This window comes from Streptomyces sp. NPDC014870 (assembly GCF_043081505.1).
In the GTDB taxonomy this organism is placed as follows: Bacteria; Actinomycetota; Actinomycetes; order Streptomycetales; family Streptomycetaceae; genus Streptomyces.
In genome coordinates this window covers 375,297-394,311 of sequence record NZ_JBIBWQ010000002.1, presented here as the reverse complement: position 1 = coordinate 394,311, position 19,015 = coordinate 375,297, and the positions used below count along the sequence as shown (strand labels likewise).

The 19,015-nt window shown below is 73.6% G+C and carries 23 protein-coding genes; 9 read left to right on the top strand and 14 right to left on the bottom strand.

The features are described 5' to 3' along the window. Positions 1-34 precede the first annotated feature (34 nt). From ACF09C_RS06405 to ACF09C_RS06395, 3 genes are all read right to left on the bottom strand, one after another. Positions 35-1,267 (bottom strand): aminotransferase class I/II-fold pyridoxal phosphate-dependent enzyme, encoded by a 1,233-nt coding sequence (locus ACF09C_RS06405; RefSeq protein WP_392089365.1) that lies wholly within the window; start codon positions 1,265-1,267, stop codon positions 35-37. Positions 1,268-1,604: 337 nt separating this feature from the next. Continuing rightward, a complete protein-coding gene (locus ACF09C_RS06400) occupies positions 1,605-2,186 on the bottom strand; it encodes a hypothetical protein (RefSeq protein ID WP_392089362.1) in 582 nt (193 codons plus the stop codon). A gap of 130 nt (positions 2,187-2,316) precedes the next feature. Continuing rightward, positions 2,317-2,997, bottom strand: a complete 681-nt coding sequence (locus ACF09C_RS06395; RefSeq protein ID WP_392089360.1) for a TetR/AcrR family transcriptional regulator — start codon at positions 2,995-2,997, stop codon at positions 2,317-2,319. A 97-nt stretch (positions 2,998-3,094) separates the two neighbouring features. Between ACF09C_RS06395 and ACF09C_RS06390 the strand changes: the two genes are divergently transcribed. The 4 genes from ACF09C_RS06390 to ACF09C_RS06375 all read left to right on the top strand — a co-directional run bounded on the left by ACF09C_RS06390 (position 3,095) and on the right by ACF09C_RS06375 (position 5,982). Next, on the top strand, positions 3,095-4,009 hold the full coding sequence (locus ACF09C_RS06390; protein ID WP_392089357.1) for an SDR family NAD(P)-dependent oxidoreductase: 915 nt from the start codon (positions 3,095-3,097) through the stop codon (positions 4,007-4,009). Positions 4,010-4,147: 138 nt separating this feature from the next. Beyond that, positions 4,148-4,684, top strand: coding sequence for a GNAT family N-acetyltransferase (locus tag ACF09C_RS06385; RefSeq protein ID WP_392089355.1), 537 nt, complete (start codon positions 4,148-4,150; stop codon positions 4,682-4,684). Between the two features lie 89 nt (positions 4,685-4,773). Continuing rightward, complete coding sequence (locus tag ACF09C_RS06380; protein ID WP_392089353.1) at positions 4,774-5,610, top strand: methyltransferase domain-containing protein; 837 nt, start codon at positions 4,774-4,776, stop codon at positions 5,608-5,610. Between the two features lie 21 nt (positions 5,611-5,631). Further along, complete coding sequence (locus ACF09C_RS06375) at positions 5,632-5,982, top strand: VOC family protein (protein ID WP_392089350.1); 351 nt, start codon at positions 5,632-5,634, stop codon at positions 5,980-5,982. A 23-nt stretch (positions 5,983-6,005) separates the two neighbouring features. Here the strand turns inward: ACF09C_RS06375 and ACF09C_RS06370 are convergent, their stop codons facing one another. The 5 genes from ACF09C_RS06370 to ACF09C_RS06350 all read right to left on the bottom strand — a co-directional run bounded on the left by ACF09C_RS06370 (position 6,006) and on the right by ACF09C_RS06350 (position 10,290). Then, positions 6,006-6,563: a Clp protease N-terminal domain-containing protein gene (locus ACF09C_RS06370; protein WP_392089348.1), complete on the bottom strand. Its 558-nt coding sequence runs from the start codon at positions 6,561-6,563 to the stop codon at positions 6,006-6,008. Continuing rightward, positions 6,563-6,772: a helix-turn-helix domain-containing protein gene (locus ACF09C_RS06365; RefSeq protein WP_361962939.1), complete on the bottom strand. Its 210-nt coding sequence runs from the start codon at positions 6,770-6,772 to the stop codon at positions 6,563-6,565. The genes ACF09C_RS06370 and ACF09C_RS06365 overlap by 1 nt, the downstream gene beginning before the upstream one ends. Positions 6,773-6,864: 92 nt before the next feature. Continuing rightward, on the bottom strand, positions 6,865-7,197 hold the full coding sequence (locus ACF09C_RS06360; protein WP_392089345.1) for a carboxymuconolactone decarboxylase family protein: 333 nt from the start codon (positions 7,195-7,197) through the stop codon (positions 6,865-6,867). Positions 7,198-7,350: 153 nt separating this feature from the next. Continuing rightward, on the bottom strand, positions 7,351-9,336 hold the full coding sequence (locus ACF09C_RS06355) for a DUF5107 domain-containing protein (protein ID WP_392089343.1): 1,986 nt from the start codon (positions 9,334-9,336) through the stop codon (positions 7,351-7,353). 48 nt (positions 9,337-9,384) lie between these two features. Beyond that, positions 9,385-10,290 (bottom strand): arginase family protein, encoded by a 906-nt coding sequence (locus ACF09C_RS06350; protein WP_392089341.1) that lies wholly within the window; start codon positions 10,288-10,290, stop codon positions 9,385-9,387. 62 nt (positions 10,291-10,352) lie between these two features. Between ACF09C_RS06350 and ACF09C_RS06345 the strand changes: the two genes are divergently transcribed. Continuing rightward, positions 10,353-10,685 carry a DUF6204 family protein gene (locus tag ACF09C_RS06345; RefSeq protein ID WP_392089339.1) on the top strand — a complete coding sequence of 111 codons (333 nt, stop codon included), beginning with the start codon at positions 10,353-10,355 and terminating at the stop codon, positions 10,683-10,685. Here the strand turns inward: ACF09C_RS06345 and ACF09C_RS06340 are convergent. From ACF09C_RS06340 to ACF09C_RS06325, 4 genes are all read right to left on the bottom strand, one after another. Then, on the bottom strand, positions 10,673-11,239 hold the full coding sequence (locus ACF09C_RS06340) for a GNAT family N-acetyltransferase (RefSeq protein ID WP_392089336.1): 567 nt from the start codon (positions 11,237-11,239) through the stop codon (positions 10,673-10,675). The genes ACF09C_RS06345 and ACF09C_RS06340 overlap by 13 nt on opposite strands. Before the next feature lie 33 nt (positions 11,240-11,272). Continuing rightward, positions 11,273-11,629 (bottom strand): hypothetical protein, encoded by a 357-nt coding sequence (locus ACF09C_RS06335; RefSeq protein WP_392089333.1) that lies wholly within the window; start codon positions 11,627-11,629, stop codon positions 11,273-11,275. Continuing rightward, positions 11,626-11,868, bottom strand: coding sequence for a DUF1049 domain-containing protein (locus ACF09C_RS06330; RefSeq protein WP_392089332.1), 243 nt, complete (start codon positions 11,866-11,868; stop codon positions 11,626-11,628). The genes ACF09C_RS06335 and ACF09C_RS06330 overlap by 4 nt, the downstream gene beginning before the upstream one ends. 166 nt (positions 11,869-12,034) lie before the next feature. After that, positions 12,035-13,462: an MFS transporter gene (locus ACF09C_RS06325; RefSeq protein ID WP_392089329.1), complete on the bottom strand. Its 1,428-nt coding sequence runs from the start codon at positions 13,460-13,462 to the stop codon at positions 12,035-12,037. Between the two features lie 158 nt (positions 13,463-13,620). On the opposite strand from ACF09C_RS06325, the gene ACF09C_RS06320 reads away from it, so the two are divergent. Together ACF09C_RS06320 and ACF09C_RS06315 are read left to right on the top strand one after the other, a co-directional pair. Then, positions 13,621-14,370: a GntR family transcriptional regulator gene (locus tag ACF09C_RS06320; protein ID WP_392089326.1), complete on the top strand. Its 750-nt coding sequence runs from the start codon at positions 13,621-13,623 to the stop codon at positions 14,368-14,370. Positions 14,371-14,425: 55 nt separating this feature from the next. After that, positions 14,426-15,535 (top strand): adenosine deaminase, encoded by a 1,110-nt coding sequence (locus tag ACF09C_RS06315; RefSeq protein ID WP_392089324.1) that lies wholly within the window; start codon positions 14,426-14,428, stop codon positions 15,533-15,535. Between the two features lie 75 nt (positions 15,536-15,610). On the opposite strand, the gene ACF09C_RS06310 is transcribed toward ACF09C_RS06315, so the two are convergent. Continuing rightward, entirely contained in the window at positions 15,611-16,660 is a 1,050-nt protein-coding gene (locus ACF09C_RS06310; RefSeq protein WP_392089322.1) for a helix-turn-helix domain-containing protein, read from the bottom strand. A gap of 120 nt (positions 16,661-16,780) precedes the next feature. On the opposite strand from ACF09C_RS06310, the gene ACF09C_RS06305 reads away from it, so the two are divergent. After that, complete coding sequence (locus ACF09C_RS06305) at positions 16,781-17,686, top strand: alpha/beta hydrolase (RefSeq protein ID WP_392089320.1); 906 nt, start codon at positions 16,781-16,783, stop codon at positions 17,684-17,686. A 59-nt stretch (positions 17,687-17,745) separates the two neighbouring features. After that, the gene (locus ACF09C_RS06300) at positions 17,746-18,135 is read left to right on the top strand and encodes a cupin (protein ID WP_392089318.1); all 390 of its coding nucleotides are present in this window, start codon (positions 17,746-17,748) and stop codon (positions 18,133-18,135) included. 95 nt (positions 18,136-18,230) lie between these two features. Here the strand turns inward: ACF09C_RS06300 and ACF09C_RS06295 are convergent, their stop codons facing one another. Beyond that, complete coding sequence (locus ACF09C_RS06295) at positions 18,231-18,935, bottom strand: GNAT family N-acetyltransferase (protein WP_392089316.1); 705 nt, start codon at positions 18,933-18,935, stop codon at positions 18,231-18,233. Positions 18,936-19,015: the final 80 nt, after the last annotated feature.

The window sequence follows — 19,015 nt, the reverse complement described above, 5'->3', positions numbered from 1 at the left end:
GGTCTCGATGGCGGTGGCCGAAGCGCCCCGGCGGTCACCGGAGTTCCTCCAGCGCCGTTCCGAACTCGGTCAACGCCCGTGCCACGTGCGGCAATTCCACTGGGTTCGCGGAGGTGAGGGACTCCATGCGCTCCTCGTCGTCGGCCCCCAGGAAGGCACCGGTGTCGAACCGCACGCGCAGGGCGCCGAGTTCGTCGCCGAATCGGTGACCGCCGGGTACGGGCGTGCCGAGCCGCCGGCTGAGGTGGTTCTCCAGTTCCATGGAGTCGGTGACGCCCCGCGCGGCGAGCCCGGTCCGCAGGGGCCCGAGGTCCGCGTAGAGGTGGCGGCCCGCCTGGGGCGGCCGGGCGAGCGCGCCCGCGGCGAGGACGGCGCGGTGGACGGCGGCGGCCACGTGTCCGTGCAGGGCGGCGGCGCGGGCGGCCCGTACGGTGACGTCCTCCGGTTCGTCGAGGGCGTGCGCGGCGGTGGGGGCGACGGGCCCCGCGACGAAGGCGCCGAGCGCGGTGAGGACGTCGAGGGTGCGGGCGCGCGGGTCGGTGTAGCGGTCGGCCCGGTCCGGCGCGGCGGGCGGGAAGCGGGCCACGGCACAGGGCCAGGCGGGCGGGGCGAGGGCGCCGGCGAGGTCGTACAGCACGGTGACGTCGTCGGGGCACATCTCGGCGGGGCTCAGCAGCACGGTGTCGGCGCGCCGGTGCAGGGTGTCGCGCCAGGTCTCGTCGCTGATGATGTGCAGCCCTTCGGCGACGGCGGCCTCGCACGCCTCGCGGACGAGTTCGGGCGGGGCGACGGTGGCGGTGGGGTCGTCGGCGACGGAGAGCAGCAGCAGCCGCGGGTGACCGCCCTCGGCGCGGACCCGGCGGACGGTTTCGAGCAGGGCGTACGGGTCGGGTACGCCGCCGCATTCGGCGGGGGTGGGCACGTGGTAGGCGGGGCGGCCGAGGAGCCGGGCCTGCGGGGTCCACCAGGCGGGGCAGGGCCGGGGCATGAGGACGTCGCCGCCGTGGGCGGCGATCAGGGCGAGCATCAGGGGCCGGGCGCCCGGCGCGGCGACGACGTCCTGGGCGTGGGTGCGCAGGCCGCGTCGCCACCAGTAGCCTGCCGCGGCCTCGCGGAGCACGGGTCCGCCGCCGGGCGGTTCGACGGCGGTACGGCCCGCGGCGGCGGCCAGGATCGCGGCGAGGCCGGGCAGCACGGGAAGACCGGGCTCCGGGGCGGGTGGCCCGTAACTGACCGGTCCGCGCCCTTCCGGGGCCGTCTGCCGCATCTCCCGCACCTCCCGCACACCCGACCACAGAGCGACGCCCGCACGGCGCCCCCAGTGCCTTTATACGAAGGTTCGGAACGCTTCGCCGTCCCAGCGGCCGCCCATCCGCCGACCGAAGCCCACCACCCCACCCGCGAACCGGACGCCCGGGCCCATGCGACACCACCGACGATCGCGCCCAGCCGCGCGACGGGCGGACCGAGACCGCAACGGCACGGCCGACGAGGGCCGTACGGGTGACGGGGGGCGGGCTGGGCCAAGCCTTGCCCCTCCCCCCGGAGTACCTCGGCGGGCCCGATGGCGCCGGCGGTCCGGCCGCACGGCCCGGCCGCCGCTCTCAGCTGTACACGAGGGGGCAGCCGCGTCGGATCGCGTGCTGGGCGGCGCGCAGGAACAGTGCGACGTAGAAGGCTGCGTCCAGGTCCTTGCTCCACGGTGCCGTTCGAGTAGCGGCCAGTTCTTTCGCCCGGCCCCTGAACCACATGCTCAGGTCGAGGTTGTCACATGCCATGGGGGTCTCGCGTGGCAGGTCGACGGCTTTTGCCAGTCTCATCGCGAGGCGCAGTACCTGGGGAGCGCCGGCGACCATGGACGCGTGGTCGCCGGATTCGATGGGCAACCAGATCTCCTCGTCGAGCGAGAAGGGCACGAGTACGGTCCAGCCGCAGAGCGTCTCCAACTCCTCCCTCGTCAGGTGCGTCCGGCACAGGTCGAGGAATCCGGTCATGGGCGGGGCCAGCTTCTCCTCGAAGGCCTGCCCCGAGCCACGTACGAGGTCCGTCTCCGGGGGCACGTCCTCGTAGGGCGGCAGGCCCCGCCGCCCGAGTTCGGCGTTGAGAGCCGAGGCGACCTCACCCCATCCGCCCTCTTCCTCGCCGAACCAGTCCTCCGCGCCGACGCTCACCAGATACACACCCATGCGCGGGAAGGTACAGCCCGCGTGTGACATCGATCCGTGCGCCGACGGGGGCTCGGCTCGACCACAGCCGCGCCCTCGGCCCGGGACCGTGCCCGGGCACGCAGGTCGTACCGTCGCGCCGGGGCCGGAGTCACGCCTGTCGCGTGCGGGCCAGGAGTCCTGAGAACTGGGTGGCCAGGGCCTCCTCGAGCGTGGGGCAGAAGTCCATGCGCATCGCCGCCAGGTCGGGGTCGGACTCGTACGCGGCGAGCATGCTCGGGGCGGGCTGGGTGTGGGGCCAGAGGGCGCCGGTGAACAGGACGGTCGTGGCGCTCGCCTTCCAGGCGCCGTCGTCCCCGAGTTCGGGGAGGTGGCGGAGGATCAGCTCGGCCAGGGCCATGAGGTCGGCGTGGGCCGCGCGTTTGTGGCGCGCGGCGGCTTCAGGGGACACGTTGTGTTCCAGGACGGCGGCCTGGGCCGCGAGCAGGTCGCAGAGGACCCGGTGCCCGGAGAGGGATCGGGCGAGTGCGGCGGCGAGGTGGTCGCCGCGTGTCGTGACCGGGTCGCTCGGGTCGATGTCGGCGGGCAGGCGCGCAGCCAGTTCGGCCAGCCATTCCTTGCAGGCGTGACCGAACAGTTCGAGCAGGATCGCCTCGCGGGACTCGAAGTAGCGCAGCACGTTGGACTTGGCGAGGCCGGTCCGGCGGCTGAGTTCGTTCAGGCTGATCTCGCTGACCGGCATCGTGTCGAGCATCGCGGCCGTGGTGTCGAGGATGGCCCGACGCCGGACCTCCCGCTGCTCCTCGCTTCGCGCACGTTGGAAAGCCGTCATGACGGCATTTTACAGACCACCGGTCCATTGACAGCAGACCAGTGGTCTTTTATGGTCGAAAGCAAGAGACCGATGGTCTGTAAAAGGAGGACCTGCCATGAAGCAGACCTGGACCAGCGACGACATACCCGGGCAACGGCACCGCGTGGCCGTGGTGACCGGCGCGAACACCGGCCTCGGCTTCGAGACCGCCCGATCCCTTGCCGCACGCGGCGCGACGGTGGTCATGGCGGTACGGAACGTGGAGAAGGGCAAAGCCGCCGCCGCCCGCATCACCGACGCCGTGCCCGGCGCGGACGTCACCGTGCAGGGACTCGACCTCGCGTCCCTGGAGTCGGTCCGGGAGGCCGCCGCGGAACTGCGGGACGCCCACCCCAGGATCGACCTGCTCATCAACAACGCGGGCGTGATGTACACGCCGAAGCAGACCACGCGGGACGGGTTCGAGTCGCAGTTCGGCACGAACCACCTCGGGCACTTCGCCCTCACCGGCCTGCTCCTGGAGCGGCTGCTGCCGGTCGCGGGGTCCCGGGTGGTGACCGTCAGCAGCGTCGGGCACCGCATCCGGGCCGCGATCCACTTCGACGACCTGCAGTGGGAGCGTTCGTACAGCAGGGTCCCCGCGTACGGACAGTCCAAGCTCGCGAACCTGATGTTCACGTACGAGCTGCAGCGACGGCTCGCCGGCCGGGACACGACCGTCGCGGTCGCCGCGCACCCGGGCATGGCCGACACCGAACTCATGCGGTACGCGCCCCGACCCCTGCGCGTGGCCGTCTCGGCCGTCGGCCCGCTGGTCCTCCAGAGCACGGAGATGGGGGCGCTGCCGGTGCTGCGCGCGGCGACCGATCCCGGCGTGCGCGGCGGCCAGTACTACGGCCCGAGCGGCATCGGCGAGACGAGGGGCCATCCGAAGCTCGTCGAGTCCAGCGGACTCTCCCACGACGCGGCCGTCCAGCGCCGCCTCTGGGCGGTCTCGGAGGAACTGACGGGCGTCACCTTCCCCGTCTGAGGCCCCGCCTCCGCCTCTGTGACGTCGTCCGGCTGCCCCGTGGACCCGAGGAGGAGTGGTTCCGTACACCACCTGGGAACGTGCGGTGAGGCGTAAATCCGGTCGCTCCGGGTGTCCGTACGGTCGAGAATGCGGCGCATGTCGATCAGAGCAGCGCTACCCGAGGACGCGGCGGCGATCGCACGCGTTCATGTCCGCTCCTGGCAGGCCGCCTACCGCGGGCTGCTCCCTCAGTCGCACCTCGACGCGCTGGACGTCGGGGAGCGGGCCGCTGTGTGGGCGGAGCGGCTCGGCGGGGTGCGGGCGCCCGGTGTGTTCGTGGCCACGGACGGCGAGGGGGCGTCCGGGCGGGTGGTGGGGTTCTGCTGCTTCCGGGGCTGGCCGGGTGGCGAGCACGACGCCCTGGACCCGCTGGTCACCGGGGAGATCGCGGCGCTGTACGCCGTGCCGGAGGTGTGGGGGGCGGGAGTGGGGCGGGGGCTGCTGGCCGCGGCCGAGGAGGCGCTCGCGGCGGACGGGTTCCGGGAGGCGGCGCTGTGGGTCCTCGCGGACAACGCGCGGGGGCGCCGCTTCTACGAGGCCGCCGGCTGGCGGCCCGACGGAACCGTCGCCCAGGACACGACAGCGGGCCGGACCCTCGACGAACTCCGCTATCGGCGGCGCCTGTTCACATGACCCAGTGTCCACATCGCGAGATGGCCATCTCGCGATGTGGGTGGTGCGCGTACCGTTGGCACAGCCACCCACACAGAGGGAGTCCGGTCATGACGCATGCCTCCGAACAGTCCAGGCCGCACGAGACCGCCGTCTACACCCACGGGCACCACGAGTCGGTGCTGCGCTCGCACACCTGGCGCACCGCGGCGAACTCCGCGGCCTACCTGCTGCCCGAGCTGAAGCCCGGCCTGGACGTCCTGGACGTCGGCTGCGGCCCCGGAACGATCACCGCCGACCTGGCCGCGCTGGTCGCGCCGGGCCGGGTGACCGCGGTCGACGCCGCCGAGGACGTGCTGGACCGGGCACGGTCGGTCGCCGCCGAACGCGGCCTGGAGAACGTGGAGTTCGCGGTCGCCGATGTCCACGCCCTGGACTTCCCCGACGACTCCTTCGACGTCGTCCACGCCCACCAGGTGCTGCAGCACGTCGGCGATCCGGTCCAGGCGCTGCGCGAGATGCGACGGGTGTGCCGCCCCGGTGGACTGGTCGCCGCGCGGGACAGCGACTACGGGGCCTTCACCTGGTACCCGGCCTCCCCCGTCCTGGACCGCTGGCAGGAGCTGTACCGGCGGGTCGCGCGGGCCAACGGCGGCGAACCGGACGCGGGACGGCGGCTGTTCGCCTGGGCGCGGCAGGCGGGGTTCGTCGACATCACGACGACGGCGGGCACCTGGTGCTACGCGACGCCCGAGGAGCGCGCCTGGTGGAGCGGGCTGTGGGCCGACCGGACGACGGAGTCGGTCTACGCGCGGCTCGCGGTGGAGGGCGGCCACGCGACCCCCGACACACTGCGGGAGATCGCGGAGGCGTGGCGCGCGTGGGGCGAGCAGGAGGACGGCTGGTTCATGGTCCCCCACGGCGAGATCCTCTGCCGGGTCCCCTGATCCTCAACCAGGCTCGCCCATATGGAGATTATCGGGACCACTCTGCGTATCTGCGTCGACGATCTCGAAACCGCGGTCGAGTTCTACGAACGGCTCACCGGGGCCCCCGCCCAGCGTTTCGAGCGGGGCGGGGTGTCGGTGGCGGCCGTCGGCTGCTTCCTCCTGATGAGCGGTCCGGAGTCGGAGCTGGAGGTCCTGCGCAGAGTCTCCGCGACCATCTCCGTCCAGGACGTGGACGCGGCGTTCACCGCGCTCGCCGAGGCCGGCGCGAAGATCCTGGCGGGCCCGGTCCCCACGCCGGTGGGCCGCAATCTGATCGCGGTCCACCCGGACGGCTCGGTCTTCGAGTACGTCGACCGGCGAGCCGCCTGAGGGGCGGCCGGCCGGAGGCCCGCTCAGGCGGTGGAAGCGCCCTGCCCGAGGGCGCGTTCCACCGACTCGTAGGTGATGCCGTGGTCCGCGAGGACCTCGGCGACGACGCCCGGGCGGGCGGTCAGGGCGAGGAGCAGGTGCTCGTCGCCGATCACCTTGTCGCGGCGACCCAGGCAGATCCGCAGGGAGCGCTCCAGGACGCTCGCGGCCTCGCGACTGAAGGTGGGCCTTCCGAAGCGCCGGGAGCCCCCCTCGCGGTCGTCGGCGAGGGCGCCCGGCCCGTGGGCCTCCTCGACACGGGCGACGATCTCCGGCACGTCGATCCCGAGGCCCGCGAGCGCCTCCATGTCGGCCTTCGACAGGCCGCCCCGCCGGTGGGCGTCGGAGAGCTGCGCCTCCAGCGAGGCCCGCCGGCCGGTCGCGCCGAGGGCCCGCAGCACGAAGGACGCCTTGGTCCCCTCCGCGTCGAACATCGCGAGCAGCAGGTGCTCTTCGGTCACCATGGCCGCGCGGTCGCGCCGAGCCCGCTCCACAGCCTCGATCACCGCGGCCCGAGCCCCTGCCGAGAATCGCTCGAACATCAATGCCTCCCGTACTTCTTGTGCACGGCCTGCCTGCTCACACCCAGCTCCGCCGCGATCTCCTGCCACGACCAGCCCTGGGCGCGGGCGCTGCGCACCTGGACGGCCTCCAACTGTTCGAGGAGCCGCCGCAGGGCGGTGACGGCCCGCAGGCCGACCCGGGGATCACGGTCCCCCGCCCGTGCGGCGAGATCGGTTGCATCGGTCATGGCGTCAACTTACGTTGACACCCCCCGCCTGTCAACTGTGGTTGACAGGCGGGGGGTGTCACCCACGGAGACGCGATCCCGGACAGACCGGATCACGCGCCCGGCGGTCGGTCCGACCCGTCGGCGATCATGCCCGCGAACCCTCCGGCCTCGTACGAGCCCCCCGGGTTGCGCACGATCACGTTCATCCGCGTGGAGGCCGCGACCAGGCCGAGCCTGACCGCGGTCTCACCGGCGGCCGCGGCCTCCTTCGCGTGCAGGTCGACGCAGAAACCGCAGCCGTTTATCTGGGCGACGCGCAGGTCCACCAGCTCCCGCACGGACTTCGGGAGCGTCGACCCCTGCAGGGCCAAGGAGGTGCTGTAGAACCGCTTGACGACCTTCGCGGCGGTCGGGCTGTCGAGCAGGTTGAACCGAGGTTCCATGACGTCGTCCTCACTCGTCTCCGGTCCGTGCGGCTGCACCGGACGAACACGACGCCCAGATCCTTGTGACGGGCCGGTCGTGTGGCGTGTGTCACCCACTACGACAGCACGTGCCAGGGGGTGTCCGGACGGGCCGGCCAGGCCGGACTCGGCCTACGGCCGCATCCGGAACTCGTAGGCGTCCGGCAGGGGTTCGTCGGTCAGCGCCGACCAGAGCTCGCCGAGGGTCTCCGCTCCCTCCCGCAGGTCGGCGACCTCGAAGCCCGTGTCGAAGACCGCCCGGGCCTCGGCCTTCCGTCCCTCGGCGAGAAGGAGGCGGGCCTCCAGGAGGCGGAAGGCACCACGCCCGCGTACGTCCTCCGGCAGCCGCTCGAGGAGTGCACGCGCCCGCGGGACGCGACCGGCGGCCAGGAGCGCGGTGACGGCCTCCCGGCCGAGCGCGGCCCGCACGACGGAGTCCCCCGCGCCCAGGGCCTCGAACGCCTCGGCGAACCGTTCGGCGGACCTGACCGGGTGCCCGCCCTCCTGGTCGGCGACGGCCAGGCAGTACAGCAGCGGCCAGCGGAGGCCGCCCTCGTGCCGGAGCCCGCGCTCCCAGCTCCGTACCGCCTGTGCCAGGTCGCCCGCGGCCCACTGCGCGATCCCCAGGTGGTACTCGGTCAGCGGCCGCGGCGTCGCGGTCTCCAGCATGTCCCGCCAGTGGTCCGCCACAAGGGACGGGCCGGGCAAGGCTCCCCCGGGCCCCTCTGGCCCTTCGGGCCCCTCGGGCAGCGGGGGCAGGACACCCGTGCGGAGCAGCTCCAGCCAGGGCTTCTGCTCCTCCCCCAGGGTCGACGCGGGGAAGGGTGTCCCGGGCAGTTCGTGTCCGTGGGCCAGGACTTCGAGGGCGCCCCAGCCGGAGCCCGTCGCGAGGACGGTGACCGGTTCCGCGTCGGCGGCGGCTTCCCGCCAGCTCGCGTACGCGGCGTCGACGGCGGCGCGCGGCAGGGCCGCCTCCAGGGCGTGCTCCACGTCCGCGCGGGCCGCCGTCCAGTCCTCGCCGTGGACGGTCCCGGCCTCGGCCGCGAGCGGTCCGTACGTCTCCAGCCAGCTGAACTCCGCGCCGCCCTCCAGCTTCAGGTGCTCCAGCTGCGTACGGGCGAGGCCGGCCTGGATCTCGGCGTAGCCGGGGGCGCCGGGGGCGGTGAGCCACTCCTGCCAGCGGCGGCCGCCGCGCGCGGTGCCCCAGAGGAAGAGCTTGCGGCCGCGCAGCAGGTCCGTCGAGGTCTGCACCAGGCCCGCGCCCGTCTCGTCGAGGGCGGCGATCCAGCGCCGTGTCGTCTCCGGGACGTCGTAGAAGTAGTCGGCGGGGAGCGCGCTGCGCAGCGGGTACGTGCGGTCGTCGGAGCGGCCCGTGCCGTCCTGGGCGACGGGGACGGGTACGCGGCGCAGGCCGCGCTCATAGCCATGATGGAAGGCGGTCTCGGCCGGGGCGAGGATCCTGCGGTCCTCTGGCACGGCGGTGTTGGACCACCAGTAGACGGGGACGGTGCGTTCGTGCGGGTTGCGGATCCGGACACCGACGTGGAGGAAGTCGCTGCCCTCGGGCAGCCACAGGTCGACCTGGAAGGGCAGGTCCCTCAGCCGCTCCCACTCCCACAGCCGCAGCATCTGCCCGCCGCCGGGCGCCGGGACGATCGCGGCGTGCACCGGTGAGCAGGAGAGGGTGGTGTGGCCGGTGGCGCCGATGTTCCATTCGATGCCACCGGCGAACCAGGCGCCGTTCAGCGCGAACGCGGCCGGCTGGAACACCGGGTTGCGGTGGACGAGTTCACGGCCGCCGGCCTTGTGGTGCAGGGAGTGGACGCGCCCGCCGAGCCCGGGCAGCACGGTCGCGCGCACCCGGTCGTTCTCGATGACGATCGCGTCGAGGTCCGTGGGCACGCGCGCGCGTCCGTAGCCGTCGCGGACGGGCGCGGGCAGCACGGTGCGCAGCGGGGCGTACCCGAGCTGCCGGGCCATGTCGCGCGGCAGGTCGTCCGCGACGGCGCGCGGGTCGACCGCCGGGGTCCCGTCGAGGACCCGCAGGGCGGGCAGCGGGTTGTCCGGGCCCAACGGAGCGGCGGGCAGGGTCAGTACGGCACGTCGTACGGTCGTCATGGCGCCATCGAACACGGCGGGCGCGCGTCCGACCAGGGGGTCTGTCCGTCAGTCTTCGGCAAAGGCGGCGACGACGAGGTCCGTCAGGAGCGCTCCGGCCGTGCCGTCCGGGTCCAGATCGGGGTCGTAGATCGTGACGTTGAGCCCGACGCAGCGCTCGGAGCGGACCAAGGTCCGCAGCAGGGGCAGGAGTTCCTCGGGCAGCAGCCCGTCGGGGTCGGGGCTGTCGACGGCCGGCATCACGGAGGGGTCGAGGACGTCGGCGTCCAGGTGCACCCAGAAGCCGTCGAGCGCGGGGGTCCCGAAGGCGGTGACCGTGGCGGCGGCGAGTTCGGCCGGGCCCCAGGCCCGTAGATCGGCGACGGTGACGACGGGGACCTTCAGGGCGCGCAGCTCCACGAGTTCGGGGTCGTCGTGGTAGGTGTCGCGGATGCCGAAGAGCCGGACGTCCTCCTCGCGCAGGTAGGGGCCGCGGCCCTCCAGGTCGGTGAGGTCCCGCTGGCCGCGGCCGGTGGCGAGGGCCAGTTCCTCGCCGCCCGCGGCGCCGACCCGGTCGGAGTTGCCGGGGTGGCGGAAGTCCGGTGAGGCGTCGACGGCGGCGAGTCCGTAGCGGCCGATACGGCGCAGGGCGAGCGAGGCGCCGAGCTGGATCGAGCAGTCGCCGCCGAGGACGAGCGGGAAGTCCCCGGCCCTGACGTGGTGCTCGATCCGGTCGGCGAGCGTGCGGGTGTACGTGGCGAGGGCGGCGGCGTTGAAGACGCCGTCGCCCTCCTGCCAGTCGCCCAGGTCGTAGCGGGGCGGGACGACGACTCCGCCTTCGAGGGCGCCGAGCCGGGCCACGATCCGGTGGTCGCGCAGCGCCCCGGCGAGCTTGTGGCAGCCGGGCACGGTACCGGGGTGCGGGGGACGCAGACCGAGGTTCGAGGGGGCGTCGAGCGCGACGATATTCCGCATGCGCCTCATCCTCTCCGCCGTACTCTGCGACTTCAACGGGTTTCGGGAGTACGGAGAGAGAGATGAGCACGCAGCACACCTACCGGGTGATCGTGCGCGGCACGTTCGACGGCCTGTCGGAGGAGAGCCGGGCCCGGCTGCTCGCCGAGGTGGACGCGCACGGGATGGACGCGATGCAGTTCACCGAGGAGGGCTCGCTCAGTTACGACAGGACGCTGAAGCACTTCTCGTACCGCCTCGTGGTGGTCTCGGACGCGGCGGACGGCGAGGAGATGGCCGGCGTGCTCGCCGAGGACCGGGTCGAGACGGCGCTCGCGGAGCGGGGGTACGCGCACGGAAGGCTGAGGTCGAAGGTGACCGACATGGACACGATGAAGATCAACTACAAGCGCTGAGCGGATTCCGCGTTCTCCGGGGCGGTGATCGCCCAACGTTCGTGGTCCCGCCAGGCGCCGTCGATGTGGAGCATGGCGGGCGAGAACCCTTCGAGGCGGAAGCCGGCCCGGAGCACGAGCGCCCGGGAGGCGGCGTTGCCCGGCTGGATGTTGGCCTCAAGACGGTGCAGCCCGAGGGGGCCGAAGGCGTACGGGAGGAGCAGGCCGAGTGCCTCGCCCATCAGCCCCCGCCCCGCCGCGTGCGTGAAGGCGCCGTAGCCGAGCGCGCCGCTGAGGAACGCGCCACGGACGATGTTGTTGATGTTGAGGAACCCGGCGATCCGGCCCTGCTCCGCCCGCTCGCAGACCAGGAACCCGGCCCGCGCCGGGTCCTCGGTCAGCGCCTTGGCGTACGGCTCGTAGGTCTCGGTCCTGTCGGGCGGGAAGAGCCACGGCCGGTGGGTGGCGCGGCTCTCGCGGGCCCGCGCGGTGAACTCCTCGGCGTCGTCGAGGGAGTAGCCGCGCAGGCCGACGCGCGGACCGGCGGTGAGGTACTGACCAAGATCGTCGGACATGCCCCCAGGGTGCCAGGCCCTGTGGTGGTGCCGTCAGCGGCGGGCCGCGCGGACTCGGGGCGGGACGGTCTCGCCCCGCTTGACCACGCCGATCACGACCGTCGTCCGGCCGTCGAGGGGTGCGCCCTCGGCCGGGTACTGCGTGCACACCCACCAGTTCGGCGGCCAGAGCACCCGCCGGTCGCGGCCTCCGACGTCGTGGACGTCGAGGCGGGTGCGCGGGGCGAGGGCGGTGAAGACCCGCCAGAGGCCCTTGCCGAGGAATCCGGGCATCGGCCGGACGGGCACCGGCGCCGCGTCGTCGGCCGCGACCGCGTCCTGCGACGAGGTGACCGCCACGGCCGCCAGGGCCAGGAGGGCACCGACACCCAGGAACGCCGCCCGCCTCATGCGCGCCGCCGGGTCGCCGCGTAGTAGCCACAGGCCCCGCCGAGCAGGGTCGTGGCGAGGAGCGCCAGGTAGAGCGGCATCGTCACCTCGGGAATGATCAGCCGGACCCTGACCTGCCGGGTGTTCTCGAAGATCAGGACGAGGGTGAGGACGGCGACGACCGCCATCGCGATCCGGGCGGGCGTGAAGGGTCCGGTGGAGCGGGGCCTTCCGCCGCTCGATGTCTCCTTGGGACTCATGCCCGGACCTCTCCTCCGTCGTACGCGGCCGCCCCCGTGGGACCAGGATGGAGGGATCCGGTCCGCACGGGGGCGGTGGGAGGGGCCGTACGGGTGAGGGTGCGGCCTCGCCCGCCGTGCCCGGCAGGTGGGCCCTGTCGCCGGGCCCTGCTGTGGGCCGACCGGGTCAGTGGTGGGCGAGGACCGGTTGCGGCTCGTCGGCCGGCTCCTCCGCCGGGTCGGGGCGCTGGATGAGGAAGGCGGAGACGACGCCGAGGCCGAGCAGGGCGAGGGCCGCGTACATGGCGTGCTGGTAGCCGGCCTCGGTCGGTCCGCCCGCGTCGCTGCCCGCGGTGATCATCGCGGAGGCCAGGGCGATTCCGAGGGAGGCGCCGATCCCGAAGCAGGCGCCGTTGAGCCCGGACAGCGAGCCGGGCTTGTCCTTGGGGGCGGTGGTGACGGCGAGGCCGTTGAGGCCGGTCAGCATGAAACCGCCGTAGGTGACACCGAGCGCCGCGAGCGCGGTGACCAGGACCCATTCGTCGCGCAGGAAGAAGGTGGCCAGGAGGAAGATCGCGAAGTTGGCGACGGCGCCGGTCACGACGATCTTCCGCCAGCCGATCCGCGGGCCGAGACGGCCGGTCAGTGGGGCGGAGATCACCCCGATCAGCTGGATCGGGGTGAGGAAGAGGACGGCGGCGGTCACGGCGGAGAGGCCGAGGCCGATCCGGGCGTCCTGGGAGAAGAGCGGGATGGTCAGGGCGATGGCACCGAAGGCGCCGCCGAGGGTGCAGACCGTGGTGAGCAGCAGCGGCCAGGCGCGGCGGGAGGCCAGCACCTCGATGTCGATGACCGGGTCGGCCGCGCTCTTCTGCGAGACGACGAAGAACACCAGTGCGGCGAGGCCGCCGAGCAGGAAGCCGAGGGTGAGGACGGAGGTCCAGCCCCAGGCCGCGCCCTGGGCGAGACCGACCAGGATGCCGGTGAGGCCGAGTGCGAGGGCGGCGATGCCCCGGGAGTCGAAGCGGCCGCCGGGGGCGGTCGCCGGGACCTCGGGGACGTACTTCCGTACGCCGATCAGGCCCGCGACGGCGATCAGGGTGGAGCAGACGAAGATGCCGCGGAAGCCGATGGTGTCGGCGATCTGGCCGCCGGCGATGGCGTCCACCCCGGCGAGGCCGCCGTTGACGGCGGTGATGACGCCCGCGGCCTTGCCGAAGCCGGCCGGGGTGAGCAGCTGGTTCAGGGTGAGGAAGGCGAGCGTGAACATCGCCGCGGAGATGCCCTGGAGGATGCGGCCCGCGATGAAGATCTCGATGTTCGGCGCGAAAACGCACATCAGGTTGCCGGCGATCAGGACGAAGGCGCAGACGATCATCATCGGCTTGCGGCCGCGCCGGTCGCTGAGGCGGGCGAGGGTGACCTGGCCGATGGCCGCCATCAGGAAGAAGAGGGTCTGGGAGAGACCGGCGGCGGCCGTGGTGGTGCCGAGCCGCTCGATGACATCCGGCAGCGCGGGGCTGAGCATCGTGGCGTTGATCTGGTACCCGAGGACGGCGAGCACCATCGCCAAGAGCATGGGCCCTCGGCCCTTGAGGTCGGGGGTGGCTGACATTGAGGCCCCTTTGCCGTGGATGTCCTGATCGATGTACCGAGCTTGTCAGACAAGCAACGCCCGAACAGAGTGAGTTCTACGCGCGTCACACGTCAAGTCCCTTTGACCTGTGATTCCGCATACCGTTCACTTGCCGACAAGTCGAAGGAGGAGGGGCAGTGGCGGTCAGCGGACAGCAGCGGCGGCCGGTCGTGGTGCTCTACGAGCGCATCGCGGACGCCATCCACGACGGCACCTATCCCCCGGGCTCGACGCTGCCCTCCGAGCCGAAGCTCGCCGGCGAGCTGGGCGTCAGCCGGCCCGCCCTGCGCGAGGCCCTGCTGCTGCTCCAGGAGGACGGCCTGCTGTCCGTGCGGCGCGGGGTCGGCAGGACCGTCAACGACCACCCGCCGCGCAGGGGCTTCGAGCACATCCAGCCCCTGGAGGAGCTGATCGGCGCGGGCGCCCCGCTGCGGGTACGGGCGCTGCTGCGGGCGGTCGAGGAGCCGACCGACTTCACCACCCAGCACCTGCTGGCCCCGGCCAGGGCGGAGCTGCGGTTCTGGGAGTCGCTGCTGGCCGGGGAGGGCGCGGCGGCGGCCCTCAGCCAGGAGTGGGCGGCCGCCGACGACGTACTGGAGCGGGCGCACCCGGCCTTCGCGCAGGCGCTGCGCGCCGAGCCGGCGCCCGAGCGCACCTCGATGCTGGCGGTGCTCGCCGGGGCCTCGCGGGGCGTGCCGCTCGGCGCGCACAGCAGCGTGACGGCGACCCTGCTCGGGCAGCGCAGGGGCGAGCAGCTCGGCCGCCCGGCCGACACCCCGGCGGTCCTCGTCACCCAGGTGGTGCGGGTCGGGGAGACCCCGGTCCTCGCCGCCAAGCACATGCTGCCGACGGGCGCTCCCGCGCTGCCGGTCCTCCAGTCGAACTGAGCGGGCGACGTCCGTCACAGCACCCCGCGCCCGTGGTGGCGTACACTTCCGCGCCATGCACTTGTCTGACAACCCTGCCGCTGCGTCTGCCGCCGCCCCCGCCACCGCCGTCGCCGAGTGGATCCGCCGCGCGCCGAAGGCCGTCCTCCACGACCACCTGGACGGCGGGCTGCGTCCCGCCACGATCGTCGAACTGGCGCGGGAGTGCGGCTACACCGCGCTGCCGACCGAGGACCCGGCCGCGCTCGCGGTCTGGTTCCGGGACGCCGCCGACTCCGGGTCGCTGGAGCGGTACCTGGAGACCTTCGCCCACACCTGCGCGGTGATGCAGACCCGCGAGGCGCTGCACCGGATCGCGGCCGAGTGCGCCGAGGACCTGGCGGCCGACGGGGTCGTCTACGCCGAGATCCGCTACGCCCCCGAGCAGCACCTGGCGGCCGGGCTGACCCTGGACGAGGTCGTCGAGGCGGTGAACGAGGGCTTCCGCGAGGGCGAGCGTCGTTCGGGCGGCCGGATCACCGTCCGCACCCTCCTCACGGGCATGCGTCACACCGACCGTTCGCTGGAGATCGCCCAGCTCACGGTGGCGCACCGGGACCAGGGCGTGGCCGGCTTCGACATCGCCGGCGGCGAGATCGGCAACCCGCCGGCCCGCCACCTGCCCGCCTTCCAGCACCTGAAGCGGCACAACTGCCACTTCACGATCCACGCGGGCGAGGCCGTCGGCGCGGAGTCGATCCACGAGGCCGTGCAGGTCTGCGGCACCGAGCGGATCGGTCATGGCGTGCGGATCACGGACGACATCGCCGAGGACGGCACGCTCGGCCGTCTCGCCGCGTACGTCCGCGACAACCGGATCGCCCTGGAGGTCTGCCCGACCTCCAACCTCCAGACGGGCGCGGCCAAGGACTACGCCTCGCACCCGATCGACGAGCTGCGCCGGCTCGGCTTCCGGATCACGCTGAACACGGACAACCGGCTGGTCTCCGGCACCACCATGAGCGAGGAGTTCCAGCACATGGTCGACGCCTTCGGCTACGGCCCCGAGGTCTTCGAGGAGTTCACGGTCGCGGCCCTCGACGCCGCCTTCCTGCCGCTCCCGGAGCGTCAGCGGCTGATCGACGAGGTCGTCCGCCCGGGTTACGCGGCGCTCAAGGCGGCGTAGTCGCGGCGGCGGGCAGGGCCGGGTGGGAGACGGGGGGTCCCACCCGGCCCGTGGCGCGTCCGGCCCGTGCGCGTCTCAGCCGTCCCGGTCGGTGAGCAGCCGCCAGGTCGTGAGGGCGACGGTGGCCCGTACGAGGCCCGCGGGTTCGGTGAGTTCGACGCCGAGCGTCTTGCCGATCTGCTCCAGGCGGCGGGCGACGCTGCTGTGGTGGAGGTGGAGCAGCTGGGCGGCCCGGCGCTGGGAGCCGGTGGCGCAGTAGGCGTCCAGGGTCGCGAGGTCGCCGGGGTTGTCGGCGAGGGCGGCGACCGCCGCCACGTCCGCGTTCTCCCGTGCGGCGTCCGGGGTCAGCTGCGCGAGGAGCGCCATGGCCCCGAGCCGGGCGTGGTGGACGACCGGGTGGTGCGGGGTGGTGAAACGGAGCGCGGTGCGGGCCTCCCGCCAGGACCGTTCCGGGCTGTCGGCGGCGCCGATGCCCGCGCGGGCATCCGCCGGGAACCGGTCCTCGGCCACCCCGCTGGTCAGGAGGACGCCCACGTCGCCGACCGTGGCCGCCTTCACGGTGCGGCCCGGGCAGACGAGGGCTCCGATCCGGTGGAGCGGCAGCCGCGACCGTACGGCGACGACCTCGACCGGCGCGTCGGCGGGGAACCCCAGGAGCCGTAACGCCCGTACCGTGGCGGCCGCGTCGCCGCCGGAGCTGATGACCAGTTCGACCAGGGCGGGGTCGGCCATGGTGGTGCGGGCGGGACCGTACCGCTCGACGACCGTCGCGGCGGCGAGGGCGAGGCGCTCGAGGACCACCGTGTCGAGGAGCAGCGGCGGTCCCGGCCGCTCCAGCCACACCTCGCCGATCTCCTCCTCGTCCAGCGTGATCGGCACGGGCGCCGCCCCGGACACCGGTGAGGACGCGTTGGACGGCCGACTGCCGTCGGGTGCCACGCGCCACGCCCGTCCCGTGCCGTGGAGCCGGATCCCGGCCACGCACTCGGCGAGGCCCGCCGACGCGCGGGCGAGCGCCGGGAGGTCGACCCTGCGGCGCATGAGGGTGTCGTAGAACGCGACGACGCGGATCGCGCCTTCGGCGTACGCATCCAGTCCCGACAGCCGTACGGCGAGTGCCTCCATGGCGCAAGAGTAGAGCGCGCGAGGGGCCTCGGAGGGGGCGCCGATCGGTGCGATTTCGGGGCGGTAAGCGCGACGGGCGCCGGGGTGACCGCGCGGTCCGTGGCCGTGAGGATGAGCCGCATGGATCCCGAACTCGAACCCTTCGTCCCGCTGCTCCCCCGACAGGACCTGACCGACCCGGTGGCCGCCCGTGCGAGGGTCGCCGCGCTCGCCGCCTCGATACCGGCGCCGGACACCACCGGCCTGGACGTCCAGGACCGCACGGTGCCCGCCGATCCGGACGTGCCGGTACGGATCTACCGGCCGAAGGACGCCCGGGGCGCCGTGCTCTGGCTGAGCGGCGGCGGCTGGGTCGTGGGCGACCTGGACACCGAACGCCACTGGGGCGCCCGGCTCGCGGCCGGCTCCGGCGCGGTCGTGATCTCGGTGAACTACCGCCGGTCTCCCGAGCACCGGTTCCCCGCCGCCCTCGACGACGTGTACGCCGTACTGTCCTGGACGGCCGAGCACGCGGCCGAACTCGGCATCGACCCCGAGCGGATCGCGGTCGGCGGACACAGCGCCGGTGGCGGGCTCGCGGCGGCGGTCGCGCTGCGGGCGCGGGACGAGCAGGGTCCCGCGATCCGCTTCCAGGTGCTCAACCAGCCCGCCCTGGACGACCGGCAGGAGACCTGGTCGCAGCGGACCTTCACCGACACCCCTGCCCACGACCGCGAGACCCTCGCCGTGGCATGGCGGCACTACCTGGGCGCACAGCCCGCCACCCCGTACGCGGCGCCGGCCCGGGCCGCCGACCTGTCCGGGCTCCCGCCCGCGTACATCTCCACGGCGGAGCTCGACCCGCTGCGCGACGAGGACCTCGACTACGCGCTGCGCCTGCTCCGGGCGGGCGTGCCGGTCGAACTGCACCAGTGGCCGGGCACCTTCCACGGGTCGCTCGCGATCCTCTCCGCCGATGTCTCCCAGCGGCAGCTCGCCGAGCTCTGCGCGGCCCTGCGGCGCGCGCTGACCGCCGGCACGGACTGACCGCCGGCACGGACTGAACCACCACCCTCCCCACGACCACCGAGGAAAGGCCTCACGACATGAGCGTCACCCCGATCGACCTCTTCTCCTCGTTCCTCCGCCTCGACCACGGCGGCGAGGTGCGCGCCGTACCTCCCGTCTTCGACCCCGAGCGGGACGGCTGGCAGGTGATGACCTTCCACGTGGAGGACGACGCCGACGTCCACGCCGACCACTGGGAGATCCACACCGAGGCGGACGAGGTGGTGGCCTGCCTGACGGGCGGGATCCGGCTCTCGTTCCGCCCCGAGCGGCCGGGGGACGCCGAGGAGGAGATCGAGCTGGCGGCCGGTGCAGCGGCGGTCGTCCCGCGCGGCCGGTGGCACCGGATCACGCTGGACGGCCCCAGCGACATCATGTCCCTGACCCGGCCGCGCGGAAGCCGCCTCGAGCCGAGGGCCGGGGTCTGAGGACAGGCCGTGACCCCCGGGCTGCCACGCCCTGAGGACAGGCCGTGGCAGCCCCCGGTCCGAGCGGGGGCTGCCCGGCCGACTCCGCGCGGCGGCTACGCGGGGACGAGCGGACCGCGCGGGTCCGTGGCGGTGCCGGCGGCGGCACGGGTCATGCCCGCCGCCTGGCGGGCTTCCAGGATCCCGCGCACCATCGGCCACTCCTCGTCCAGGACCGAATAGAAGGCGGTGCTCCGTACGGCGCCGTCCAGGCCGCGCGAGTGGGCCCGGCGCACGCCCTCGCAGGTGGCGCCGAGGCGTTCGATGGCGGCCCGCGAGCGCAGGTTCCGGGCGTCGGCGCGCATCGAGACGCGTCGGACGCCCCAGGCCTCGAAGGCGTGGCGCAGCATCAGCAGCTTGGCCTCGGCGTTGATGCCGGTGCCCTGGGCTCCCGGGGAGAGCCAGGTGTTGCCGATCTCGGCCGCGTCGGGGACCGCGGTGAGCGGGTCGCCGTAGGGCACCCCGGGGACGGCCGGCCAGACCAGGGGGCCCTGCCAGTAGTCGAGCTCCAGGAAGCGGGTGGAGCCGACGACCCGCCCGTCGGCGGTACTGACGACGGCGAAGGGCAGTGCCCGGCCCGCGGCCTGATCGGCCAGGGCCCGTTCGATATAGATCTCCGCCGCGTCCAGGCTGTGGGGGACGGGCGTGAACGCGTACGTCGTACGGTCCTCGGTGCCGGCCGCGGCGATCGCGACGGCGTGCTGTGGTGCAAGGGGTTCCAGCCGTACGGTGCGGCCGGACAGCACAAGGGGAAGTGGCACGGGGCCTTCGGTCCTTCTACGAGGCGGGGAGATGCCACCCGCACCGGCGTCTCACGGTGCGTAGGCGGAGGCACAGTCTG

Bases quoted from the DNA above. Each gene is read 5' to 3' on its own strand.
- ACF09C_RS06405 (WP_392089365.1), bottom strand. From the start codon at position 1,267: ATGCGGCAGACGGCCCCGGAAGGGCGCGGACCGGTCAGTTACGGGCCA.
- ACF09C_RS06400 (WP_392089362.1), bottom strand. From the start codon at position 2,186: ATGGGTGTGTATCTGGTGAGCGTCGGCGCGGAGGACTGGTTCGGCGAG.
- ACF09C_RS06395 (WP_392089360.1), bottom strand. From the start codon at position 2,997: ATGACGGCTTTCCAACGTGCGCGAAGCGAGGAGCAGCGGGAGGTCCGG.
- ACF09C_RS06390 (WP_392089357.1), top strand. From the start codon at position 3,095: ATGAAGCAGACCTGGACCAGCGACGACATACCCGGGCAACGGCACCGC.
- ACF09C_RS06385 (WP_392089355.1), top strand. From the start codon at position 4,148: ATGTCGATCAGAGCAGCGCTACCCGAGGACGCGGCGGCGATCGCACGC.
- ACF09C_RS06380 (WP_392089353.1), top strand. From the start codon at position 4,774: ATGACGCATGCCTCCGAACAGTCCAGGCCGCACGAGACCGCCGTCTAC.
- ACF09C_RS06375 (WP_392089350.1), top strand. From the start codon at position 5,632: ATGGAGATTATCGGGACCACTCTGCGTATCTGCGTCGACGATCTCGAA.
- ACF09C_RS06370 (WP_392089348.1), bottom strand. From the start codon at position 6,563: ATGTTCGAGCGATTCTCGGCAGGGGCTCGGGCCGCGGTGATCGAGGCT.
- ACF09C_RS06365 (WP_361962939.1), bottom strand. From the start codon at position 6,772: ATGACCGATGCAACCGATCTCGCCGCACGGGCGGGGGACCGTGATCCC.
- ACF09C_RS06360 (WP_392089345.1), bottom strand. From the start codon at position 7,197: ATGGAACCTCGGTTCAACCTGCTCGACAGCCCGACCGCCGCGAAGGTC.
- ACF09C_RS06355 (WP_392089343.1), bottom strand. From the start codon at position 9,336: ATGACGACCGTACGACGTGCCGTACTGACCCTGCCCGCCGCTCCGTTG.
- ACF09C_RS06350 (WP_392089341.1), bottom strand. From the start codon at position 10,290: ATGCGGAATATCGTCGCGCTCGACGCCCCCTCGAACCTCGGTCTGCGT.
- ACF09C_RS06345 (WP_392089339.1), top strand. From the start codon at position 10,353: ATGAGCACGCAGCACACCTACCGGGTGATCGTGCGCGGCACGTTCGAC.
- ACF09C_RS06340 (WP_392089336.1), bottom strand. From the start codon at position 11,239: ATGTCCGACGATCTTGGTCAGTACCTCACCGCCGGTCCGCGCGTCGGC.
- ACF09C_RS06335 (WP_392089333.1), bottom strand. From the start codon at position 11,629: ATGAGGCGGGCGGCGTTCCTGGGTGTCGGTGCCCTCCTGGCCCTGGCG.
- ACF09C_RS06330 (WP_392089332.1), bottom strand. From the start codon at position 11,868: ATGAGTCCCAAGGAGACATCGAGCGGCGGAAGGCCCCGCTCCACCGGA.
- ACF09C_RS06325 (WP_392089329.1), bottom strand. From the start codon at position 13,462: ATGTCAGCCACCCCCGACCTCAAGGGCCGAGGGCCCATGCTCTTGGCG.
- ACF09C_RS06315 (WP_392089324.1), top strand. From the start codon at position 14,426: ATGCACTTGTCTGACAACCCTGCCGCTGCGTCTGCCGCCGCCCCCGCC.
- ACF09C_RS06310 (WP_392089322.1), bottom strand. From the start codon at position 16,660: ATGGAGGCACTCGCCGTACGGCTGTCGGGACTGGATGCGTACGCCGAA.
- ACF09C_RS06305 (WP_392089320.1), top strand. From the start codon at position 16,781: ATGGATCCCGAACTCGAACCCTTCGTCCCGCTGCTCCCCCGACAGGAC.
- ACF09C_RS06300 (WP_392089318.1), top strand. From the start codon at position 17,746: ATGAGCGTCACCCCGATCGACCTCTTCTCCTCGTTCCTCCGCCTCGAC.